The organism is Streptomyces virginiae (assembly GCF_041432505.1).
Classification (GTDB): domain Bacteria; phylum Actinomycetota; class Actinomycetes; order Streptomycetales; family Streptomycetaceae; genus Streptomyces; species Streptomyces virginiae_A.
Map to the genome: position 1 here is coordinate 3,256,851 of NZ_CP107871.1, position 20,705 is coordinate 3,277,555.

General features: G+C 73.6%; 14 protein-coding genes. 13 read left to right on the top strand and 1 reads right to left on the bottom strand.

Features of this window, described 5'->3' with window-relative positions; all coding sequences use genetic code 11:
- Positions 1 to 64: 64 nt before the first annotated feature.
- Entirely contained in the window at positions 65 to 3,124 is a 3,060-nt protein-coding gene (locus tag OG624_RS15260; RefSeq protein WP_371639502.1) for a beta-N-acetylglucosaminidase domain-containing protein, read from the top strand.
- 126 nt (positions 3,125 to 3,250) lie between these two features.
- Here the strand turns inward: OG624_RS15260 and OG624_RS15265 are convergent, their stop codons facing one another.
- Positions 3,251 to 3,787 (bottom strand): HNH endonuclease, encoded by a 537-nt coding sequence (locus tag OG624_RS15265; RefSeq protein WP_030011969.1) that lies wholly within the window; start codon positions 3,785 to 3,787, stop codon positions 3,251 to 3,253.
- 285 nt (positions 3,788 to 4,072) lie between these two features.
- Here OG624_RS15265 and OG624_RS15270 point away from each other — a divergent pair, with 285 nt between their 5' ends.
- The 12 genes from OG624_RS15270 to OG624_RS15325 all read left to right on the top strand — a co-directional run bounded on the left by OG624_RS15270 (position 4,073) and on the right by OG624_RS15325 (position 20,674).
- Positions 4,073 to 5,155 (top strand): mechanosensitive ion channel family protein, encoded by a 1,083-nt coding sequence (locus tag OG624_RS15270; protein ID WP_371587776.1) that lies wholly within the window; start codon positions 4,073 to 4,075, stop codon positions 5,153 to 5,155.
- A gap of 195 nt (positions 5,156 to 5,350) precedes the next feature.
- On the top strand, positions 5,351 to 6,580 hold the full coding sequence (locus tag OG624_RS15275; protein WP_033223964.1) for an ROK family transcriptional regulator: 1,230 nt from the start codon (positions 5,351 to 5,353) through the stop codon (positions 6,578 to 6,580).
- Positions 6,581 to 6,726: 146 nt separating this feature from the next.
- The gene (locus OG624_RS15280; RefSeq protein WP_033223963.1) at positions 6,727 to 8,061 is read left to right on the top strand and encodes an ABC transporter substrate-binding protein; all 1,335 of its coding nucleotides are present in this window, start codon (positions 6,727 to 6,729) and stop codon (positions 8,059 to 8,061) included.
- A 4-nt stretch (positions 8,062 to 8,065) separates the two neighbouring features.
- A complete protein-coding gene (locus tag OG624_RS15285; RefSeq protein ID WP_033223962.1) occupies positions 8,066 to 9,010 on the top strand; it encodes a carbohydrate ABC transporter permease in 945 nt (314 codons plus the stop codon).
- Positions 9,007 to 9,861 carry a carbohydrate ABC transporter permease gene (locus OG624_RS15290; RefSeq protein ID WP_033223961.1) on the top strand — a complete coding sequence of 285 codons (855 nt, stop codon included), beginning with the start codon at positions 9,007 to 9,009 and terminating at the stop codon, positions 9,859 to 9,861. Before OG624_RS15285 ends, OG624_RS15290 begins: the two co-directional genes overlap by 4 nt.
- A gap of 5 nt (positions 9,862 to 9,866) precedes the next feature.
- On the top strand, positions 9,867 to 11,132 hold the full coding sequence (locus OG624_RS15295; RefSeq protein WP_033223960.1) for a 6-phospho-beta-glucosidase: 1,266 nt from the start codon (positions 9,867 to 9,869) through the stop codon (positions 11,130 to 11,132).
- The gene (locus tag OG624_RS15300) at positions 11,123 to 12,112 is read left to right on the top strand and encodes an N-acetylglucosamine kinase (RefSeq protein WP_371587780.1); all 990 of its coding nucleotides are present in this window, start codon (positions 11,123 to 11,125) and stop codon (positions 12,110 to 12,112) included. The genes OG624_RS15295 and OG624_RS15300 overlap by 10 nt, the downstream gene beginning before the upstream one ends.
- 252 nt (positions 12,113 to 12,364) lie before the next feature.
- The gene (locus OG624_RS15305) at positions 12,365 to 13,729 is read left to right on the top strand and encodes a hypothetical protein (protein WP_051763584.1); all 1,365 of its coding nucleotides are present in this window, start codon (positions 12,365 to 12,367) and stop codon (positions 13,727 to 13,729) included.
- Positions 13,730 to 13,917: 188 nt separating this feature from the next.
- Positions 13,918 to 14,868 (top strand): glutamate ABC transporter substrate-binding protein, encoded by a 951-nt coding sequence (locus OG624_RS15310; RefSeq protein ID WP_106971477.1) that lies wholly within the window; start codon positions 13,918 to 13,920, stop codon positions 14,866 to 14,868.
- 110 nt (positions 14,869 to 14,978) lie between these two features.
- Positions 14,979 to 16,265 carry a hypothetical protein gene (locus OG624_RS15315; protein WP_033223957.1) on the top strand — a complete coding sequence of 429 codons (1,287 nt, stop codon included), beginning with the start codon at positions 14,979 to 14,981 and terminating at the stop codon, positions 16,263 to 16,265.
- A 5-nt stretch (positions 16,266 to 16,270) separates the two neighbouring features.
- Complete coding sequence (locus OG624_RS15320; protein WP_167745571.1) at positions 16,271 to 19,087, top strand: serine/threonine-protein kinase; 2,817 nt, start codon at positions 16,271 to 16,273, stop codon at positions 19,085 to 19,087.
- Positions 19,088 to 19,090: 3 nt separating this feature from the next.
- Positions 19,091 to 20,674 carry a protein phosphatase 2C domain-containing protein gene (locus OG624_RS15325; RefSeq protein ID WP_033224027.1) on the top strand — a complete coding sequence of 528 codons (1,584 nt, stop codon included), beginning with the start codon at positions 19,091 to 19,093 and terminating at the stop codon, positions 20,672 to 20,674.
- The last annotated feature ends 31 nt before the right edge of the window (positions 20,675 to 20,705 follow it).

A 20,705-nucleotide genomic window follows, 5' to 3' on the forward strand; every position in this document is an offset into this window, starting at 1 on the left:
GGCACCGCATTCCTGCCGCATCCGGGGCAGATCACCCATCCACATTGACACTCCAGCCGCACGGATGGTGGGCTCAGGCTCATTCGTACGAGTGGGGGACGTCTCGGGACGAGGAGGCTCAGTGCAGCTCAGGGGTAGGAGGCGGAACACCGCCGCCGCTGTGGCGGTGATCGGCACGCTCCTGGGCGGCGCCGTTTCCTCCGCGCCACCCGGGATCCACGCGGCGCCCACCGCACCGGACAGACCGGCGCCGGGAGCGGGCCCGGGGGCGACCTCCGTGACCGCCGCGGCCGGGCCGGTCCTCGACCCCGGGGCCGACGTCCCCCGCGCCGCCACCGAGGGACCCGCGGTGTGGCCCCGGCCGCAGTCGATGGCCGCCGACCCCGCGCGCGAGCTGCCGCTGGGCACCGAGGCCGTACTCGTCGCGGCGCCCGACGCCGATCCGTACGCGGTCCGGGTCGTACGCGACGCCCTGCGCGCGGCGGGCGTACGGACCGTCCACGAACCGGCCCCCGGGGCCGCGCTGCCCGCGCGGGGCACCGTCGTACGGCTCCAGGACGCGGACGCCGAGCAGGCGCTACGGGCGCTGGGCGCGGCCGCGCCGTCGGACCTGCCGACCGGGGGCTACCGGCTGGCCGCGGGCCGGCACGCCGGCCGGGACACGATCGCGCTGGCCGGCATAGGTGGGGAAGGACTCTTCCACGCGGCGCAGACCCTGCGCCAGCTCCTCGCGGCGGGCGGCGGGAAGATGCCCGGCGTACTGGTGCGGGACTGGCCGGCGGCGCCGGTGCGCGGGATCACCGAGGGCTTCTACGGGCAGCCGTGGACCCAGGAACAGCGCCTCGCGCAGCTCGACTTCATGGGCCGCACCAAGCAGAACCGGCTGCTCGTCGCACCGGGCGACGACCAGTACCGCACGACGGCCTGGCGCCAGGACTACCCGCAGGAGCAGCAGGCGGAGTTCCGCGCGCTGGCCGAACGGGCCCGCGCCAACCAGGTCGTCCTGGCCTGGGCGGTGACCCCCGGGCAGTCGATGTGCCTGTCCTCGGAGGCCGACCGGGCGGCGCTCGCCCGCAAGGTGGACGCGATGTGGGACCTCGGCTTCCGCGCCTTCCAGGTGCAGTTCCAGGACGTCAGCTACACCGAGTGGGGCTGCCGGGCCGACCGGGACCGGTACGGGAAGGGCCCGGCGGCGGCCGCGAAGGCGCACGCGGAGGTCGCGGGCGGACTGGCCGCGCACCTGGCCGCCCGGTACCCGGGAGCGCCCGCTCTGTCGCTGCTGCCGACGGAGTACTACCAGGAGGGCGCCACCACCTACCGGACCGCCTTGGCGGGCGCGTTGGACCCGCGGGTGGAGGTGGCCTGGACGGGCGTGGGCGTGGTGCCGCGGACGATCACGGGCAAGGAACTGGCCGGGGCGCGCGCCGCCCTCGGGCACCCGCTGATCACCATGGACAACTACCCGGTGAACGACTGGGATCCGGGCCGGATCTTCCTCGGCCCGTACGCGGGCCGCGAACCGGCGGTGGCGGGCGGTTCGGCGGCGCTGCTGGCCAACGCGATGCCGCAGGGCACCCTGTCGCGGATCCCGCTCTTCACGGCGGCGGACTTCGCGTGGAACCCGCGCGGATACCGACCCGGCGAGTCCTGGGCGGCGGCGGTGCGCGAGCTGACGGGCGCCGACCAGCGCACCCGCCAGGCGGTGGCGGCGCTCGCCGGGAACACCGCCTCCTCCGGGCTCAAGCAGGAGGAGTCGGCGTATCTCAAGCCCCTGGTCGAGCAGTTCTGGAAGGCCCGCGCGGCAGGCGATCCGGCGGCCGGGACCGAGCTGCGCAAGGCGTTCACGGTCCTGCGCGAGGCCAAGGAGCGGCTGCCGGCCCTGTCGGGCGAGGCGGGCCCCTGGCTGGACCGCCTCGCGCGGTACGGGACGGCGGGCGAGCTGGCGGTGGACGTCCTGCAGGCCCAGGCCCGCGGGGACGGGGCGGCCGCCTGGAAGGCCTCCCGGGCCCTGACCGAGGTACGGGCGACACTGGCGCAGCCGGGATCGGCCCGGGTGGACAAGGCCGTCCTGGAGCCCTTCCTGACGAAGGCGGTGGCCGAGGCCGACGCCTGGACCGGGGCCGCCCGCAAGACCGGCACGGTGACGAAGGAGGCGGAGGCCTGGACCGTACGGCTGGACGCCCCGCGCCCGCTGTCGGCCGTGACCGTGATGACCGAGCCGCTCCCGGCCGGGGCGCGGGGTGCCGTGGTCGAGGCGCACGTACCGGGCGAGGGCTGGCGCAAGGTCGCCGACGCCGCGGCCTCCGGCTGGACCCAGGTGGAGACGCCGGGGCTGAGCGCGGACGCGGTGCGCCTGTCCTGGGCCGGGGCCGGGTCCGCGCCCACGGTGCACCACGTGGTGCCGTGGTTCGGGGACGGCCCGCGGGCCCGCTTCGAGCTGGCGGACGGGGCCGCGACGGACGCCGAGATCGGCGGCACCGCGCAGCGGGTCTCGGCTCAGCTGTCGGCGCTGGGGCCCACCGAGGTCCGCGGACCCCTGTCGGCACGGCCGCCGGCGGGCATCGAGGTGCACCTCCCGCAGACCGCGGTGGCCCCGCGCGGCGGCCAGGTCTCGATCCCGCTGGAGGTCGGCGTCGCCGCGGGCACCCCGGCGGGCACCTACCAGGTGCCGGTGACCTTCGACGGGGAGTCGCGGACCCTGACGGTGCGCGCGGTGGCCCGTACCGGCGGCCCCGATCTGCTGCGGACCGCGCGGGCGACCTCTTCGGCGAACGAGACCCCCGACTTCCCGGCCTCGGCGGCCGTGGACGGCTCCCCGGCCACCCGCTGGTCGTCACCGGCGGTGGACGGCGCGTGGTGGAAGGCGGAACTGGCCGCCGCGACGCGGGTCGGCCGGCTGGAGCTGCACTGGCAGGACGCGTACCCGTCGGCGTACCGGGTGGAGACCTCCACGGACGGCGTGACCTGGCGCCCGGCGGCGGCCGTCAAGGCCTCCCGGGGCGGCCACGAGACGCTCCGGATGGATGCCCCGGACACCCGCTTCGTGCGGGTCACCTGCGAGACCCGCGCGACGCGATACGGCTGCTCCCTCTGGTCGGCGGAGGCCTACGCGGTCACCCCGTGACCCGGCCCCGCCCTCCCGGCCCCGCCGACGTTCGAGGCGCGGGGTCCGGGGCGGAGCCCCGGGAGGCCGGGCCGCAGGTCACCGGCGGGCACAGCCCCACGCGGAACCGGCAGCCCGGCGGCGGAGCTACCCGGCCGCGACCCCGATCCGCTCCAACGCGTCCTCCGCCCCGTACGGCTGGAGATACGGCATCCACCGCGGATCCCGATGCCCCGTCCCGATGATCCGCCACGCCAGCCCGGACGGCGGCGCCGGCTGGTGCCGCAGACGCCAGCCGAGCTCCAGCAGGTGCCGGTCGGCCTTGACGTGGTTGCAGCGGCGGCAGGCGGCCACGACGTTGTCCCACGCGTGCTGACCGCCCCGGCTGCGCGGAATGACGTGGTCGACGCTGGTGGCGACGGCACCGCAGTACATGCAGCGCCCGCCGTCCCGCGCGAACAGGGCGCGCCGGGTGAGTGGAACGGGCCCCCGGTAGGGGACCCGCACGAAGCGCTTGAGCCGTACCACGCTGGGCGCGGGGACGACCCTTGTCGCGCTGTGCAGATAGGCGCCGGATTCCTCCAGGGAGACCGCTTTGTTCTCCAGGACGAGGACGAGCGCGCGGCGGAGCGGTACGACGCCGAGGGGCTCGTACGACGCGTTGAGGACCAGGACGTGCGGCACGGACTGCCTCCTTGTACGCCGGCGGCGCGTGGCTCGCGCCGGGACGATCTGCTCTCCAGTCTCTCCTTACGGCTGGTCGAAACGCCACCACTCGCCCGTAACGGGTCCGAGGTGTTTTCAACCACAGTCAGTCATCCCCAGGTGAGTCTGGTCTCTCCCTCGAACACGGCACCAAGGTGAAGGGATTGCCCCGTTAGTGTGGTCTGTCTGTCCCGCATATCCCCGGATCCGTCCGGGGGTCCTCCCGGTTCCGCGGGCAGACCGCTACACCTGGAGGTTCCCGTCGTGCCCTGGCCCGCCGCTCTGCTGCCGCTGGCAGCCGACGTTCCGGACGCGCCCGCATCGGTCAAGGAGGCGCAGGCGAGCGTCACCGAGGCCGCCAGCTTCATCGAGCAGAACTGGGCCACCTGGCTGAGCATCGGCCTGCGGATCCTGCTGATCGTCGTGATAGCGGCGGTGATCCGCTCGGCGGTCCGCAAGGCGCTGACCAAGCTCATAACCCGGATGAACACCAGCGCCGAGGCCGTGGAGGGCACCGCGCTGGGCGGGCTGCTGGTCAATGCGGAGCGGCGGCGCCAGCGTTCGGAGGCGATCGGATCGGTGCTCCGGTCGGTGGCCTCGTTCCTGATCCTCGGTACGGCCGCGCTGATGGTCCTGGCCGCCCTGAAGATCGATCTGGCCCCGCTGCTGGCGAGTGCCGGTGTGGCCGGTGTGGCGATCGGTTTCGGCGCCCGGAACCTGGTGACGGACTTCCTGTCCGGCGTCTTCATGATCATGGAGGACCAGTACGGCGTCGGCGACAAGATCGACGCGGGCGTGGCCTCGGGCGAGGTCATAGAGGTAGGACTGCGCGTGACCAAGCTGCGCGGGGACAACGGCGAGATCTGGTACGTGCGCAACGGCGAGATCAAGCGGATCGGCAACCTCAGCCAGGGCTGGGCGACCGCGGGTGTGGACGTCCAGGTCAAGCCCTCGGAGAACCTGTCCCGGATCCGCGAGGTGGTCAAGGAGGTCGCCGACGCCATGGCCAAGGAGTCCCCGTGGGACGAGCGCCTGTGGGGTCCGGTGGAGGTCCTGGGCCTGGACGAGGTGCTGCTCGCCTCGATGACCGTGAAGGTGTCCGCGAAGACCATGCCCGGTCAGCAGTTCGCCGTGGAGCGGGAGCTGCGCTGGCGGATCAAGGAAGCCTTCGACGCCGCGGGCATCCGGATCATCGGCGGAGTGCCGGCGGCCGACGAGGACGAGGAGGCCCCGGCGGACCCGTCGGCCTCGGTCGCCGCGCCGTCCGCCCTGGCGAACCCGACCTCCCCGCAGTCGCTGGCCACGGCCCCGATCCCGCCGCCGGCCGGCCCGCGGATCACCAAGTGACCGCATCGGCCCGTCGGCCCGTGCGGCCCGCAGCCGCGTAGCCCCGTCACCGCACGTCCCACGAGCCCCGTTCGTCCCGCTGCCCCGCAGGTCATCCGTGAAATGACACAGCCTGCGGGGCAGCGGCATTGACACACTTCAACAGATGATAGGAAACTTACCTAACAGATCACCTCGGTGAGGGAGAGCCGCACGATGCCCGCCGCCACGCCCGGAACGCCCAGCCTGTTGCGCGCCATGAACGACCGGGCCGCACTCGAACTGCTGCTGACGCACGGCCCGCTGTCCCGGACCCGCATCGGGCACCTGACCGGGCTGTCCAAGCCCACCGCCTCCCAGCTGCTCGCCCGCCTCGAAGCGGTCGGCCTGGTCGTGGCCACCGGCACGGACGGCGGACGCCCCGGCCCCAGCGCCCAGCTCTACGCGATCAACCCGCGAGCCGCCTACGTCGGCGGCCTCGACGTCACCCCGGAGCGGGTACTGGCGGCCGTCGCCGACCTCACCGGCACGGTGGTCGCCACCCACGAGGTCCCCTACACCGAGGGGGCCGAAGCCGTCGACCAGGTGACCGAGGCCCTCGGCGGGGCGGTCAAGGCCGCCGGACTGACCCGCACCGACCTGCGCCGGGTGGTCATCGGCACACCGGGCGCCTTCGACCCCCAGACCGGCCGCCTGCGCTACGCCAGCCACCTCCCCGGCTGGCACTCCCCCACCCTCCTGGAGGAGCTGGCGGCGGCCCTGCCGATGCCCGTCGAGTACGAGAACGACGTCAATCTCGCCGCCGTCGCCGAACAGCGGCTCGGCGCCGCCCGCGGCCACGAGGACTTCGTCCTGCTGTGGAACGAGGAGGGCCTGGGCGCCGCGCTGGTCCTGGGCGGCCGGCTGCACCGCGGCTGGACCGGCGGCGCCGGCGAGGTGGGCTTCCTGCCCGTGCCGGGCCGGCCCCTGGTCCGGGAGGTCACCCGGGCCAACTCCGGCGGATACCAGGAGCTGGCCGGGGTGGAGGGACTGCCCCGACTCGCCGCCGAACTGGGCGTCGAGCCGCCGGACACCTCCGCCGGCGCCGAGGCTCCGGGCGCACCGCACGGACCGGAGGTCGCCGCCGCCGTCGCCCTGCTCACCCGGGCCGCCGCCGCGCCCGAGGGAGCGCAACTGCGCTTCCTCCAGTCGTACGCCACCGCGCTGGCCACCGGTCTCGCCTCGGTCGTCGCCGTGCTGGACCCGGAGATCGTGGTCCTGTCCGGGGCGGCGATCAGTGCGGGGGGCGAGCCGCTGCGCGCGCTGCTGGAGGCCGAGCTCGCCGAACTGGCCCCCTCCCGGCCCCGGCTGGTCCCCGGTGAGGTCCGGGAGCGGCCGGTCCTGCACGGCGCGCTGGAGAGCGCGCTGGCCGCCACCCGGGACGAAGTGTTCGACACCTCGGGCTGAACCGCCCGGCGCCCGGCGGCGGCGCCGTCCCGCCTCCCTTCCGCCCCTCCTGCACCCCGTAGCGGCACACCCACACCCGCAGACCCCACCGCCATCCCCACCGGCACCCCCCACGGAAGTTCCTCCCGCAGAGAGCGAGCCCCGCCATGCCCAGAACCGGACGCCCGACCACCACGATCGCCGTCCTCGCGGCGATATCCGCCCTCGCCACGGCCTGTACGGGCCAAGGCGCGGACACCGCCTCCGACGATCCGAAGGCGGACGTCACCCTCAACTTCTGGCACGGCTGGTCCGCGCCGAGCGAGGCCAAGGCCATCGAGGACAACATCGCCCGGTTCGAGAAGGCGCACCCGAACATCAAGGTCCAGGTCACCGGCAACATGACCGACGACAAGATCAACCAGGCGCTGCGGGCGGGCGGGGACAAGGCCCCCGACGTGGTCTCCTCCTTCACCACCGACAGCGTGGGCAAGTTCTGCAACTCCCGTGCCTTCGCCGATCTGAACCCCTTCCTGAAGAAGTCCGGGGTGGACAAGACGAAGGTCTTCCCCAAGACCCTGCTGGAGTACACGGAGTTCGAAGGCAACCAGTGCACGCTGCCGCTGCTGAACGACGCGTACGGCCTCGTGTACAACAAGACGGCCTTCGCGGCCGCCGGCATCACCGAACCCCCGAAGACCTGGAGCCAGTTCACCGAGGTCGCGCAGAAGCTCACCAAGCCCAAGGGCGACTCGTACGAGCAGGTCGGCCTGATGCCCACCTTCCACGGCTACGAGACCAAGCCGACGCGGCTCGCGGCGCAGTGGGGCGCCACGTACTTCGGCGCCGACGGCAGGTCCAACCTGGCCGGGGACCCGGCCTTCGCGAAGATGCTGACCGCACAGAAGGACCTGGTGGACAAGCTCGGCGGCTACGAGAAGCTGGAGCGGTTCCGCAACACCTTCGGTGACGAGTGGAGCGCCGAGCACCCCTTCCACACCGGCCAGGTGGCCATGCAGATCGACGGCGAGTGGCGTGCCCCGATGGCCAAGGAGGCCGGAGTCCCCTTCGAGATCGGCACCGCCCCGCTGCCCGTCCCCGACGAGCAGGCCGCCGACTACGGCAAGGGCTACCTCGCCGGCACGATCATGGGCATCGCCTCCGGCAGCAAGAAGCAGAACGCCGCCTGGGAGCTGGTCAAGTACATGACCACGGACACCGAGGCGGTGGTGGCCTTCGCCAACGCCATCCACAACGTGCCCTCCACCCTGGCCGCCCTGGAGTCCCCGAACCTTCAGGTGACCCCGGAGTTCAAGACCTTCCTCGACATCGCCCGGCACCCGAAGTCCAGCACCACCCCGGCCAAGGCCGACGGCGGCACCTACCAGCTGACCTTCGAGGACTTCGCGTACGGGGTCGAGAAGGGCGACGTCACCGACATCCCGGCCGGTCTCGCCAAGACCGACCGGCAGATCGACACGGACATCGCGAAGGCGAAGTAGCCCGATGACCGGCGCCCACCCCCTGCGCTCGAAGCGGCGGCGCTCCGCCCTGCGGACCGCGGCCTTCCTGTCCCCCTGGCTGATCGGCTTCGCGGTCTTCTTCGTCTACCCGCTGCTGTCCACCCTCTACTTCTCCTTCACCCGGTACGACGGCTTCCGGCAGCCCGCCTTCAACGGCCTGGACAACTGGAGCTACGTCCTCACGGACTATCCGCTCTTCTGGCCGGCGATGCGCAACACGCTGTGGCTGGTCCTGGTGATGGTGACCTGCCGGGTCGCCTTCGGCCTCGGCATCGGACTGCTCATCACGAAGATCAAGACGGCCACCGGGGTCTTCCGGACCCTGTTCTACCTGCCCTACCTGGCCCCGCCGGTCGCCGCGACCCTGGCCTTCGTCTTCCTGCTCAACCCCGGCACCGGACCCGTCAACACCCTGCTGGACGCGGTGGGACTGCCCACCCCGGGCTGGTTCACCGACGCCGACTGGTCCAAGCCGGCCCTGACCGCCCTCGCCCTGTGGGGGGTCGGTGACCTGATGGTCATCTTCATGGCCGCGCTGCTCGACGTACCGAAGGAGCAGTACGAGGCCGCGGAGCTCGACGGGGCCGGCGCCTGGGCACGGTTCCGGCACATCACCCTGCCGAACATCTCGCCGATCATCATGTTCGCCGTGGTCACCGGGGTCATCCAGGCCATGCAGTACTACGCCCAGCCGCTGGTGGCGGGGAAGGTCGCGGCCGGGGTGATCGGCGGCTCGGGCCAGCAGTTCGAGCCCGGCTACCCCGACAAGTCCACCCTGACCCTGCCCCAACTCGTCTACAACCTCGGGTTCCAGCGCTTCGACTACGGCACCGCGTGTGTCGTCGCGCTCGTCCTGTTCGCCCTCTCCATGGCCTTCACCGCGCTCCTGATGCGGCGCCGTGGCGGTCTGATCGGAGCCGGTGAATGAGCAGCTCGCACACCGGCCGGAGATCCTCCCGGGCGGTCCTGCACTGGGTGGCGGTGCACTCGCTCGGCGTGGCCGCCGCCCTCTTCTTCGTCCTCCCCTTCGTCTTCCTGCTCCTCACCTCCCTGATGGGCGACCGGCAGGCGCTGACCCGCGACCTGTGGCCCGACACCTGGGAATGGGGCAACTACGCGAAGGTGTGGCACACCCCGGGCTTCCTGACCTGGTGGCGCAACACGCTCCTGTACGCGGGACTCGGCACCCTGTTGACCGTGGTCTCCTCCGTGCCCGTCGCGTACGCGCTCGCCAAGTTCCGCTTCCGCGGGCGGCGGCTCGCGCTGCTCCTCGTGATCGCCATGATGATGCTGCCGCCGCAGGTGGTGGTCATCCCCATGTACCTCTTCTGGGCCAAACAGCTCGACCTGTCGGGCACGCTGTGGCCGCTGATCATCCCGATGGCCTTCGGCGACGCCTTCTCCATCTTCCTGCTCCGCCAGTTCCTGCTGACCATCCCCGACGAGTACCTGGACGCGGCCCGCGTCGACGGCTGCGGCGAACTGCGCACCCTGCTGCGGGTGGTGCTGCCGATGGCCAAGCCCGGGATCGCCGCCGTCGCGCTCTTCCAGTTCTTCTGTGCCTGGAACGACTACTTCGGCCCGCAGATCTACGCCTCCGACAACCCGGCCGCCTGGACCCTCAGTTACGGACTGGAGTCCTTCAAGGGGGCGCACCACACCAACTGGAACCTGACCATGGCCGCGACCGTACTGGTCATGGCACCGGTGATCGTCCTCTTCTTCTTCGCTCAGAAGGCGTTCGTCGAGGGAGTCACCCTGACCGGCGTGAAAGGCTGACGACGATGAAACTCGCAGTGGTGGGCGGCGGTTCCACCTACACCCCCGAACTGGTCGACGGGTTCGCACGGATGCGCGACACCCTGCCCGTCGGCGAGCTCGTCCTGATCGACCCGGCCACCGAACGGCTGGAGCTGATCGGCGGCCTGGCCCGGCGGATCTTCGCCCGGCAGGGCCACCCGGGCCGCGTCACCACCACCTCCGACCTCGACGCGGGCATCGCCGGGGCCGACGCGGTCCTGCTCCAGCTGCGCGTCGGCGGGCAGGCCGCCCGGCTGCGGGACGAGACCTGGCCGCTGGAGTGCGGCTGCGTGGGCCAGGAGACCACGGGCGCGGGCGGGCTCGCCAAGGCGCTGCGCACCGTCCCCGTGGTCCTCGACATCGCCGAGCGCGTCCGGCGGACCAACCCGGACGCGTGGATCATCGACTTCACCAACCCGGTCGGGATCGTCACCCGGGCCCTGCTCCAGGCCGGCCACAAGGCCGTCGGACTGTGCAACGTCGCCATCGGCCTGCAACGGAAGTTCGCGGCCCTGCTGGACCTGGCGCCGGCCGACCTCCACCTCGACCACGTGGGCCTCAACCACCTCACCTGGGAACTGGGCGTGCGCCGGGGCGGCCCCGAGGGCGAGGACCTGCTGCCGGGTCTGCTCGCCGCGCACGGCGAGGCCGTCGCGGGGGACCTGCGGCTGCCGCGGGCGGTCCTGGACCGGCTCGGCGTCGTGCCCTCGTACTACCTGCGCTACTTCTACGCCCACGACGAGGTCGTACGGGAGCTGGGGACCAAGCCCTCGCGGGCCGCCGAGGTCGCCGCGATGGAGCGGGAACTGCTCGCCCTGTACGGGGATCCCGCGCTCGACGAGAAGCCGGCGCTGCTGGCGAAGCGGGGCGGCGCCTTCTACTCCGAGGCGGCCGTGGACCTGGCCGCCTCCCTGCTGGGCGACGGCGGATCCGCCGTGCAGGTGGTCAACACGTACAACAACGGCACGCTGCCCTTCCTCCCGGACGACGCGGTGATCGAGGTGCCGGCCCGCGTCGACGGATCCGGCGCCGTCCCACTGCCGGTGCCCCGGCCGGCCCCGCTGTTCTCCGGGCTGATCGGGCACGTGAGCGCGTACGAGGACCTCGCGCTGGACGCGGCGCTGCGCGGCGGGCGCGAGCGGGTCTTCAAGGCACTGCTGGCGCACCCGCTCATCGGGCAGTACGACCTGGCCGAAGGTCTGACCGACCGGCTCCTCGCACACAACAAGGAGCACCTGCCATGGGCGTGACCCTCCCCTCGGTGCTGGCGATCGACGCGGGCAACAGCAAGACGGACGTGGCGCTCATCGGCCCGGACGGCTCGGTGCTGAGCTCGGGTCAGGCCGGTGGCTTCCAACCACCGCGCACGGGCGTGGCCGCGGCCGTCGACGTGCTGGCCGAGGCCATGGCCGCCGGCGGGCTGTGCGGGAGCGGCCCGTCCGGGCCGTGGTTCGCGCACGTGTCGGCCTGCCTGGCCAACGCGGACTTCCCGGTGGAGGAACGGCAGCTGGCGCGCGAGATCGAACGCCGCGGCTGGGGCCGTACGACGACGGTCCGCAACGACACCTTCGCGCTGCTGCGTTCCGGGCTGCCGGCGGGCGCCGACCCGTGCGGGGTCGCGGTGGTGTGCGGGGCGGGCATCAACTGCGTCGGGATGACCCCGGACGGGCGGACCGCCCGCTTCCCCGCGGTCGGACGGATCTCCGGCGACTGGGGCGGCGGGGGCGGACTGGCCGAGGAGGCCCTGTGGTGCGCGGCCCGTGCCGAGGACGGTCGGGGCGGGCCGACGGAGCTGGCCCGGGCGCTGCCCGCGCACTTCGGCCACACGTCGATGGCCTCGCTGATCGAGGCGATGCACCTGGGCCGGGTGGAGCGTGCGCGCCGGCACGAACTGACGCCGGTGCTGTTCGCGGTGGCGGCCGCCGGCGACCCGGTGGCGCTGTCGCTGGTGCACCGGCAGGCGGACGAGGTGGTGGCCATGGCGTCGGTGGCGCTGCGTCGTCTGGATCTGCTGGAGCGGGAGGTACCGGTGGTGCTGGGCGGCAGTGTGCTGGCGGCCGGCCACCCGCAGCTCAACGACCGGATCGCCGAGGGGCTCGCCGGACGGGCCCCGCACGCCCGGATCCGCGTGATCACGGCGCCGCCGGTGCTGGGCGCCGGTCTGCTGGGCCTGGACGCGCTCGGCTCCCCGCCCGAGGCGTACGAAAAACTCCGTGCCCATTTCGGATGAACCCACCCGGGAAGTCCTCCGGTCTGGAACCGTGGCGCCCCTACGGACGTATTGACGGTGAAGGGGCGACGAAGGGGGCCCTCGGGGACGGATCTCCCTGGATCCAGCACCGGGTGCTGTGGTCGACCGGCACTACGGCCATACTGCTGCGCAGGGGGTACCTCCCAGCGTCGGCTGGAGGGCGACAGGACCGAGGGGGAGGTCACGGTGGCGATCACATCACGCGCGCCCGCGCCAGGGGGCGGTGCTTCCGTGCCGTCCGCCGGGCCGACGGCACCACCGCCCACCGGGCCGGCCCGTCGGGGCACCGCCTGGGCCGAGGGCGTGGAGCGGCTGCGCGAGGCGGCGACCACCGAGCCGGGCCGACTGCGCATCATCGGCGCGGTACTGGCCGCCCTGATCGTGCTGTTCGGCACGGTGAGCGTCTGGGAGATCTCCGACCGGGCCGCGGCCGCCGACGACGTGGTGGGGCGCAGCCAGCCGCTGAGCGCGGACGCGGCGAGCATCTACCGCTCCCTGGCGGACGCCGACACCACCTCCTCCAGCGGGTTCCTGCTGGGGGCCCAGGAGCCGCGCGAGGTCCGCCAGCGGTACGAGAAGGACATCGCCAACGCCTCCAAGCTGCTGGTGAGCGCCGCCGCCAACACCGGCGGCAACGAGGACTCCCGCCGGCAGATCACCGTGCTGAGCGAGCAGCTCCCGCGCTACACCGGCCTGATCGAACAGGCCCGCGCCACCAACCGGCAGGGCCTGCCGCTGGGCGGCGCCTACCTCCGCTACGCCAACGAGCAGATGACCACCCAGCTGCTGCCCGCCGCGCAGCGGCTGTACGAGTCGGAGACCAAGCGGCTCTACCAGGACCACGACGACGCCCGGTCCTGGCCGCTGGCCTCGATCGGTCTGGGCCTGCTCGCGGTCGCCGCCCTCCTGTGGGCGCAGCGCCGCAACTACCGGCACACGAACCGGGTCCTCAACCACGGGCTGGTGGCCGCGACGGCCGCCTCGGTGGTGGTCCTGCTGTGGCTCGCCGTGGGGCACACGGTGGCGCGGTCCTCGCTGAGCGAGGCCCGGGCGGACGGGCAGGAGTCGATGAAGGTCCTCAACGACGCGCGGATCGCCTCCTTGCAGGCGCGGGCCGGTGAGAACCTGACCCTGATCGCGCGGGGTGCCGTACTGGCCGAGGACAAGAAGTCCGACAAGTACGACGTGGACTTCACCCACAACATGAAGCAGCTGGACGCCGGCCTGGAGACCGCGCTGCGGCTCGCCGACGACGCGGCCGGCCGGGACCCCGTCGGCCGGGCCGAGGACGGCGTGCGGCAGTGGAAGCAGCGGCACACAGCGGCCCGGGAGGCGGACTTGAAGGGGGACTACGAGGCCGCGCTGCCCCTCGTCGTCGGGGACGAGAAGCACAAGGAGAGCAGCGGAGCCGCCTTCGACACGGTGGACGCCTCCCTGGAACAGGCCGTCGCCCACGAACAGCAGGAGTTCACCCGGGCCGCCCGGGACGGGCTCGGCGCGCTGGGCGGCCTGGTGACCGGCGCCGCGGTCCTGGTGGTCGTCGGCGCGGCAGCGGCTCTGCTCGGCATCGGGCGCAGGCTTTCGGAGTACAGGTGAGCGCGATGCGGATACGAGCGAGGCGGGCCGCCGAAGGTCACGAGAACGTCGAGAACCGCGAGGGTCACGCAGGCCCGGAGGGCCGCACGGGCCGGGCCGGCCGGGCCCGGCACGCGGCGAGCGCGGGCCCGGCGTCCGGCTTCCGCCGCGCGGCGCGCCGGCTGCGTGGCTGGGGCGGGGTGAGCGCGATGGCCGTCGCCTGCGCGACGACCGTCGCCGTCGTCCTGCTGCCGCTGGCCCACGCCACGCCCGACACCGGCAAGCCGGCGGTCCACCGGCCGGCCTCGATGGCCGCGGCCCCGGCCACGCCCTGGACCCTCACCGACACCTGCCAGGACCCCGAGGCCAGCTTGCGCCCCTCCGATGTGGACGGGGCGACCATCGCGCGGATCAAGGCGGCGGGCAAGCTCGTCGCCGGCGTGGACCAGAACAGCTTCCGCTGGGGGTACCGCAACCAGACCGCCGAGGGCAGCCGCCTCGACGGCTTCGACATCGACCTGGTCAAGGCCATCGCCAAGGACATCCTGGGCGACGAGAACGCGGTCATCTACCGGGCCATCCCCACCAGTCAGCGCATCCCCGCCCTCCAGGAGGGGCGCGTCGACATCGTCGTGCGGACCATGACCATCAACTGCAAGCGGCTGGAGGACGTCGCCTTCTCGACGGCCTACTTCGAGGCCGGGCAGCAGGTGCTGGTGCCCAAGAGCTCCCCGATCACCGGGTACGACACCTCTCTGAAGGACCGGCGGATCTGCGTCGCCTCCGGTTCCACGGCGGAGGCGGCCCTGAAGGCCCAGTCGTACGGCTCGGCGCCGGTCACCGTCGCCAACCAGCTCGACTGCCTGGTGCGCCTCCAGTTGGGCGAGGTCGACGGCATCATCACGGACAACGCCCTCGCTGCCGGCCAGGCCGCCCAGGACCCCTCGGTACGGCTGGTCGGCTCGCCCTTCACCCGCGAGTTCTACGGGGTGGCGATGAACAAGGACGCCTCCGACCTGGTCCGCCGGGTCAACAAGGTGCTGGAGAACTACCGCGCGGGCGGCGGTGAGAGCCCGTGGATGAAGGCGTACCTCAAGCACCTGCAGCCCGTGCTGCCGGGCGTGACCGCGCCCCCCGCACCCAAGTACCGGGACGGCTGAGGCCCGTGACGGTTTCGGACACGGGACCGGGCGCGGGGCAGGATACGAGGACGGACACGGAGGCGGCGGCGGAAGCGGAGGCACATTCGGTGGAGGCGGGGTCTGCAGTGATGGACCGGGACGACGTCGACCGCGCCCTGGCCCGACTGAGCGCGGAGCACGAGGCCGTCGAGACCTCGCTGCTCGCCCTCCAGGACCATGCCGGGCGCCGGCTGCTGGAAGGCGCCGCGCTGGCCGGGACCACCAAGGACCGCTGGACGACCGCCGACGCGGACATCACCCGGCTGTGGACCTACTTCGACGCCTACAGCGGGGCACTGAGCGCCGCCCGGGAGGTCCGGGAGCGGCGGCGCTGGCCGAACCGCGAGGACCTCATCGAGCTGACGGAGCGGCTGCGCGGGCCCGGAGTGCTGATCGCCGGGGCCGCGACCGAGGGCGTCGCGCTGGCCGAGCGGCTCTCGCTCGCCGAGCTGGTGGCCCGGATGAACGGCCTGTACGCGCGCTCGCTGGACGTGGTGGTCGCCGCCGACTCCGTGTGGTCGGCGCTGCCCGCCCGGATCGACCTGCTCGCCGCCGAGCTGCACCGCACCCGCTCGCTGGCCCACTCCGTGGGCGTACGGCCGGGCGAGCACCCCTCCGGCGACGACCTGGAGGACATCACCGCCGAGCTGACGGAACTGCGCACCCAGGTGATCGCGGATCCGCTGGCCTTCTGGCTGCCGGCGACGGGCAGCTCCGCGCCCGGCGGCGGCCGTCCGGACACCGGGCGCTACGACCGGGCCGCGCTCGCGCTGGAGGACGTACGCCGCGAGATCGAGGCGGTGCTGGACGTACGGCAGGACGCCGAGCAGCGGTTGATCGCCCTGCGGGACGTGCTCTCGCGGGCCGACCGGACCCTGGCGGAGGCGCGGACCGCGCGCGGCGAGGTGTTGGCGAAGATCGCCGCGTCCGAGGTGCCCGCGGTGAGCGGTCCGCCCACGGTGCTCCAGGAGCAGCTCGCGGCGGCGGCCGAACACCGGCGCCAGGCCCGCTGGCACCGGCTCTCGCCGCTGCTGGAGTCCTTGGAGGTGCGCGCCGAGGAGGAACTGCGGCGGGCCCGTGAATCGTTGACCGCGGTGACGGCGCCCTTGGCCGTACGGGCCGAGCTGCGCGGGCGGCTCGACGCGTACAAGGCGAAGGTGGCCCGGCACGGGATGGCGGAGGACCCGCTGCTGATCGAGCGGTACGACACCGCCCGGCGGATGCTGTGGAGTGCGCCCTGCGACCTACGGGCCGCCGAGCAGGCCGTCCTGCGCTACCAGCAGGCGACGGCGGAATCGCTGGTGCCGCAGCACCGGCCCGAGCAACCGCGAGACCAGGAACAGCGGCCCGACGGGCCGGGAGAGGGGGACGCATGAGCCTGATCGGAACCACGTGCGTCCGCCCCGGCTGCCCGGGGGCGTACGAGGACATGGGCGGCGGCGAGGTCTACTGCGACACGTGCGGGCTGGCGCCGATCGGCTCGATCGCCGCGGGCGCGGACGAGCTGGTGTCGCCGCCGACCGGGATGACGAGCGCGGCCCGGGGTTCCCTGGGCTCCGGCGGGTCCCGTGGATCGATGGGCTCGCAGGGCTCCCACGGCTCGGCGCGGTCCTCGGCCTCGGCCCGGTCCTCCCGCTCCTCCTCCTCGCGCCGTTCGGTGTCCGGGCGGCTGTCGCGCTCGGTGTCGGGGACCACGTCCACCCGTTCGGTGTCGGTGCGCAGTTCGGGCTCGGCGGCCTCGGGCCGCAGCCGGCTGGGCGCCGGGCTGGTCAACGTGCCGGAGGTGCCGCGTCCGAATCCCTCGACCGCGGTCCTGGAGAATCCGGAGGTGCCGGAGCGCAAGCGGTTCTGCTCGCGCTCGGACTGCGGGGCCCCGGTGGGCCGCTCCCGGGGCGACCGGCCGGGCCGGACGGAAGGGTTCTGCACCAAGTGCGGGCACCCGTACTCCTTCGTGCCCAAGCTGCGCTCCGGTGATGTGGTGCGCGGCCAGTACGAGGTGGCGGGCTGCCTCGCGCACGGCGGCCTCGGCTGGGTGTACCTGGCGGTGGACCGGGCGGTCGCGGACCGGTGGGTGGTCCTCAAGGGCCTGCTGGACACCGGGGACCAGGACGCGATGGAGGCCGCGATCTCGGAGCGGCGCTTCCTCGCGGAGATCGAGCACTCCAACATCGTGCGGATCTACAACTTCGTGGAGCACCTGGACCAGCGGACCGGTTCGCTGGACGGGTACATCGTCATGGAGTACGTCGGCGGCAAATCGCTGAAGGAGATCGCGAACGAGCGGCGCCGGCCGGACGGTCGGCGCGACCCGCTGCCGGTGGAGCAGGCCTGCGCCTACGGCATCGAGGCGCTGGAGGCGCTCGGTCACCTGCACAGCAGGAACCTCCTGTACTGCGACTTCAAGGTCGACAACGCGATCCAGCAGCAGGACCAGCTGAAGCTGATCGACATGGGCGCGGTACGGAGGATGGACGACACCGAGTCGGCCATCTACGGCACGGTGGGCTACCAGGCTCCCGAGGTCGCGGAGCTGGGCCCCTCGGTCGCCTCCGACCTGTACACGGTGGCGCGGACGCTGGCCGTGCTGACCTTCGACTTCCAGGGCTACACGAACGTGTTCGTGGATTCGCTGCCGGATCCCGAGCACATCGAGGTGTTCCGGCGGTACGAGTCCTTCTACCGGCTGCTGGTGCGGGCCACCGACCCGGACCCGGGGCGGCGGTTCTCGTCCGCGCAGGAGATGGCGGACCAGCTGACGGGCGTGCTGCGGGAGGTGGTCGCCCTGCAGACGGGCCGGCCGCGGCCGCAGCTGTCGACCCTCTTCGGCCCGGAGCTGCGCGTTCCGGACACCCGGCTGTTCGCCGACACGGCCGACACGGTCGTCTCCCGGCTGGGCCACCGGCCGATCGCCGCCCGGCGGGGCGGCGGGCTGTTCGGGATGCTGGGCCGCGGCCCGGCCGCGGGCGGGGCACACGCCGGTGCGGCCGTCGGGGTCCACACCGGCCTCGCGGCGCAGACCCCCGCGCCCGGTGGCGCGTCCGCCCTGCCGACGGCGGCTTCCGCGGCCGGAGCAGCGGCGGCGGGCCCGGCCGGGGCGGCGGCGACGGCCCGACCCGGGAACCAGGCCGGGGCTGCGCCCGGGCTCGGCGGCACCGCCACGCGCGTGACGTCCGCCCCGGTGCCGGGCCAGCGGCCCGCGCCGCCTGCCGCGTTCCAGGGCGCGGGGGCCGCACCCGTACCCGTGCTGCTGTCCCCGGAGCGGTCCGCCGCGAGAGCGACGACCCTCGACGCCCGCGACACCGCGCTGGCCCTGCCCGTACCGCTGGTGGATCCGACCGACCCGAACGCCGGTTTCCTGACCGGTCTGCTGGCCTCCGCGCCGGGCGACCTGCTGGGCGCCCTGAGCGCGGCCCCGGCCGACTCGGCCGAGCTGCGACTGCGGGAGCTGCGGGCCCACCTGGAGCTGGGTGAACTGCCCGCGGCCGGAAGCACCCTGGCGGATCTGGAGGCCCGGCACGCGGACGACTGGCGGGTCGTGTGGGCCCGTGGCATCGCCTCGCTGGCCACCGGGGACGACGAGATAGCGGCCCTGTCCTTCGACGCGATCTACGACGCCTTCCCGGGCGAGCCCGCGCCGAAGTTGGCCCTGGGGGTGTGCGCGGAGGTGCTGGGCCAGCTGGACAACGCCGCCGAGTACTACCGCCTGGTGTGGATCACCGACCCGGGATTCGTGAGCGCGGCCTTCGGGTTGGCCCGGGTCCAGTTGGCCGCCGGGGACCGGGACGCGGCCGTGCGCACGCTGGAATCCGTGCCGGAGTCGTCCATCCACTACACCGCCGCGCGGGTGGCGGCGGTACGCGCACGTCTGCGCGACCGGTCCCCGCAGGAGCCGTTGTTGGCCGACCTGGCGGCGGCAGCGGACCAGGTGGAGGCCCTGCGGCGGTTCGGGCTGGACCCGGAGCGGCAGGAGCGGCTCGCCACGGAGGTTCTGGGCTCGGCCCTGGACTGGGTACTGTCGGGTAGCCGGGGTTCCGACCCCGGCCGGACCTCGCTGCTCGGCAGTCAACTGGACGAGCGGGGCCTGCGCTTCGGACTGGAGCGCTCGTACCGCGTCCTCGCACGGCTGGCGCGGCGTGGCGAGGAGAGGATCGAACTGGTGGAGCGGGCAAACCGTTTCCGTCCCCGGACGTGGGTGTGAGTGATGTCGATGCATCGGCTGTCGGGCTGCCCCAGCTGCGCGGAACCCTTGGAGGAGGGTGACCGCTTCTGCGGCGTGTGCGGCTACGCCGTGAGCGCTCCGCCCTCGGCCGCCGTGGACCATCCGACCATCCCCATCCCACCGGCACCGCCAACGCCTGCGGCGTCCGCGGCGTCCGCGGCCCGGCCGGCCGGCTCCGGGGCGGGCGGGGGCGGTTACGGCAGCCCGGCCCCCGGCACCTCGCACACCGCCGCCGAGCCCGCCCCCGGCTGGGGCAGCGTGACCGCGGCCGCGCCGACGCTGGTCGGCGACCCGGCCGACTGGGCCGTCGCCCCGCCGGAACCGGAGCCCGAACCGGAGCCGCGGCAGGGCCCGACCGGAGCCACCTACGCGGCCTCCGGCCACGGGAACCCGTACGGCACCGGCACCCCGCCGGAAGGCACCCCGTGGGGCGCGGCGGAGCACCCGTACGGCGCCGCGGGCGACGCCCCGAGGGCCCGGTACGACCTCCCCGGCGGCGGCAACGCGCCCGACGGGGCCGGGCACCCCACGGGCGAGAACCCGTACGGCACCGAGCCCGCCCAGGAACCGGCGTACGGCGCCCCGCAGCCCCCGCAGGCGCCCCCGGCCCAGGGGTCGGCACCGGCACCGGAAGGCGGGAAGACCTGCGTCGCCTGCCGCGCCGGGCACGTCGACACCGACGGGTACTGCGAGCACTGCGGGCACGCGCAGCCCCGCGAGCGCGACCACATCGAGGAGGAGCTCGGGAGCGTCGCCGCCGTCACCGACCGGGGGCTGCGCCACCACCGCAACGAGGACTCGTTCGCCGTGGCGGCCACCGCCCTGCCCGACGGCTCCGCCGCCACCGTGGCCATCGTCTGCGACGGCGTCTCCTCCGCCAGCCGCCCCGACGAGGCCTCGGCCGCCGCCGCCGTCGCCGCCAACGAGGCACTGCTCGACGCGCTCCCCCGCGGCGCCCACCCGCAGGAGGCCATGCACGAGGCGATCCTGGCCGCCGCCGACGCGGTGAACGCCTTGGCCCCGGAGACCCCGGGCGCGCAGAACGCCCCCGCCTGCACCCTGGTCGGCGCCGTCGTCAGCGGCGGCCTGCTGACCATCGGCTGGGTGGGCGACAGCCGCGCCTATTGGATCCCCGACGACCGTGCCGCCCTGCCCCGCCGTCTCACCGAGGACGACTCCTGGGCCGCCCAGATGGTCGCCGCCGGTCTGATGGGCGAGGCCGAGGCCTACGCGGACGTCCGCGCGCACGCCATCACCGGCTGGCTGGGGGCCGACGCGTACGACCTCGAACCGCACACCGCGACCTTCAAGCCCGACCACCCGGGGGTGGTGGTGGTCTGCACCGACGGGCTGTGGAACTACGCGGAATCCGCGCGGGAGATGGCCCAGGTGCTCCCCACCGACGCCGCGACCCGCCCGCTGCACAGCGCCCAGGTTTTGGTGGGCTACGCACTCGACGGCGGTGGCCACGACAACGTCACCGTGGCGGTCGTGCCGTTCGCCACGCAACCCGAGCAGGAACCGGGACCGGATGCGGAGCCGGGCCCGGCGGCAGGACCGGAATAGGAAGTGGAAGCGCGCCCGCAGGTCTGACCCG

What these genes read in the sequence shown, in the direction of transcription:
- OG624_RS15315 (WP_033223957.1), top strand. Translation starts at nt 14,979, where the DNA reads ATGGACCGGGACGACGTCGACCGCGCCCTGGCCCGACTGAGCGCGGAG.
- OG624_RS15275 (WP_033223964.1), top strand. Translation starts at nt 5,351, where the DNA reads ATGCCCGCCGCCACGCCCGGAACGCCCAGCCTGTTGCGCGCCATGAAC.
- OG624_RS15280 (WP_033223963.1), top strand. Translation starts at nt 6,727, where the DNA reads ATGCCCAGAACCGGACGCCCGACCACCACGATCGCCGTCCTCGCGGCG.
- OG624_RS15325 (WP_033224027.1), top strand. Translation starts at nt 19,091, where the DNA reads ATGTCGATGCATCGGCTGTCGGGCTGCCCCAGCTGCGCGGAACCCTTG.
- OG624_RS15260 (WP_371639502.1), top strand. Translation starts at nt 65, where the DNA reads ATGGTGGGCTCAGGCTCATTCGTACGAGTGGGGGACGTCTCGGGACGA.
- OG624_RS15295 (WP_033223960.1), top strand. Translation starts at nt 9,867, where the DNA reads ATGAAACTCGCAGTGGTGGGCGGCGGTTCCACCTACACCCCCGAACTG.
- OG624_RS15290 (WP_033223961.1), top strand. Translation starts at nt 9,007, where the DNA reads ATGAGCAGCTCGCACACCGGCCGGAGATCCTCCCGGGCGGTCCTGCAC.
- OG624_RS15310 (WP_106971477.1), top strand. Translation starts at nt 13,918, where the DNA reads ATGGCCGTCGCCTGCGCGACGACCGTCGCCGTCGTCCTGCTGCCGCTG.
- OG624_RS15285 (WP_033223962.1), top strand. Translation starts at nt 8,066, where the DNA reads ATGACCGGCGCCCACCCCCTGCGCTCGAAGCGGCGGCGCTCCGCCCTG.
- OG624_RS15300 (WP_371587780.1), top strand. Translation starts at nt 11,123, where the DNA reads ATGGGCGTGACCCTCCCCTCGGTGCTGGCGATCGACGCGGGCAACAGC.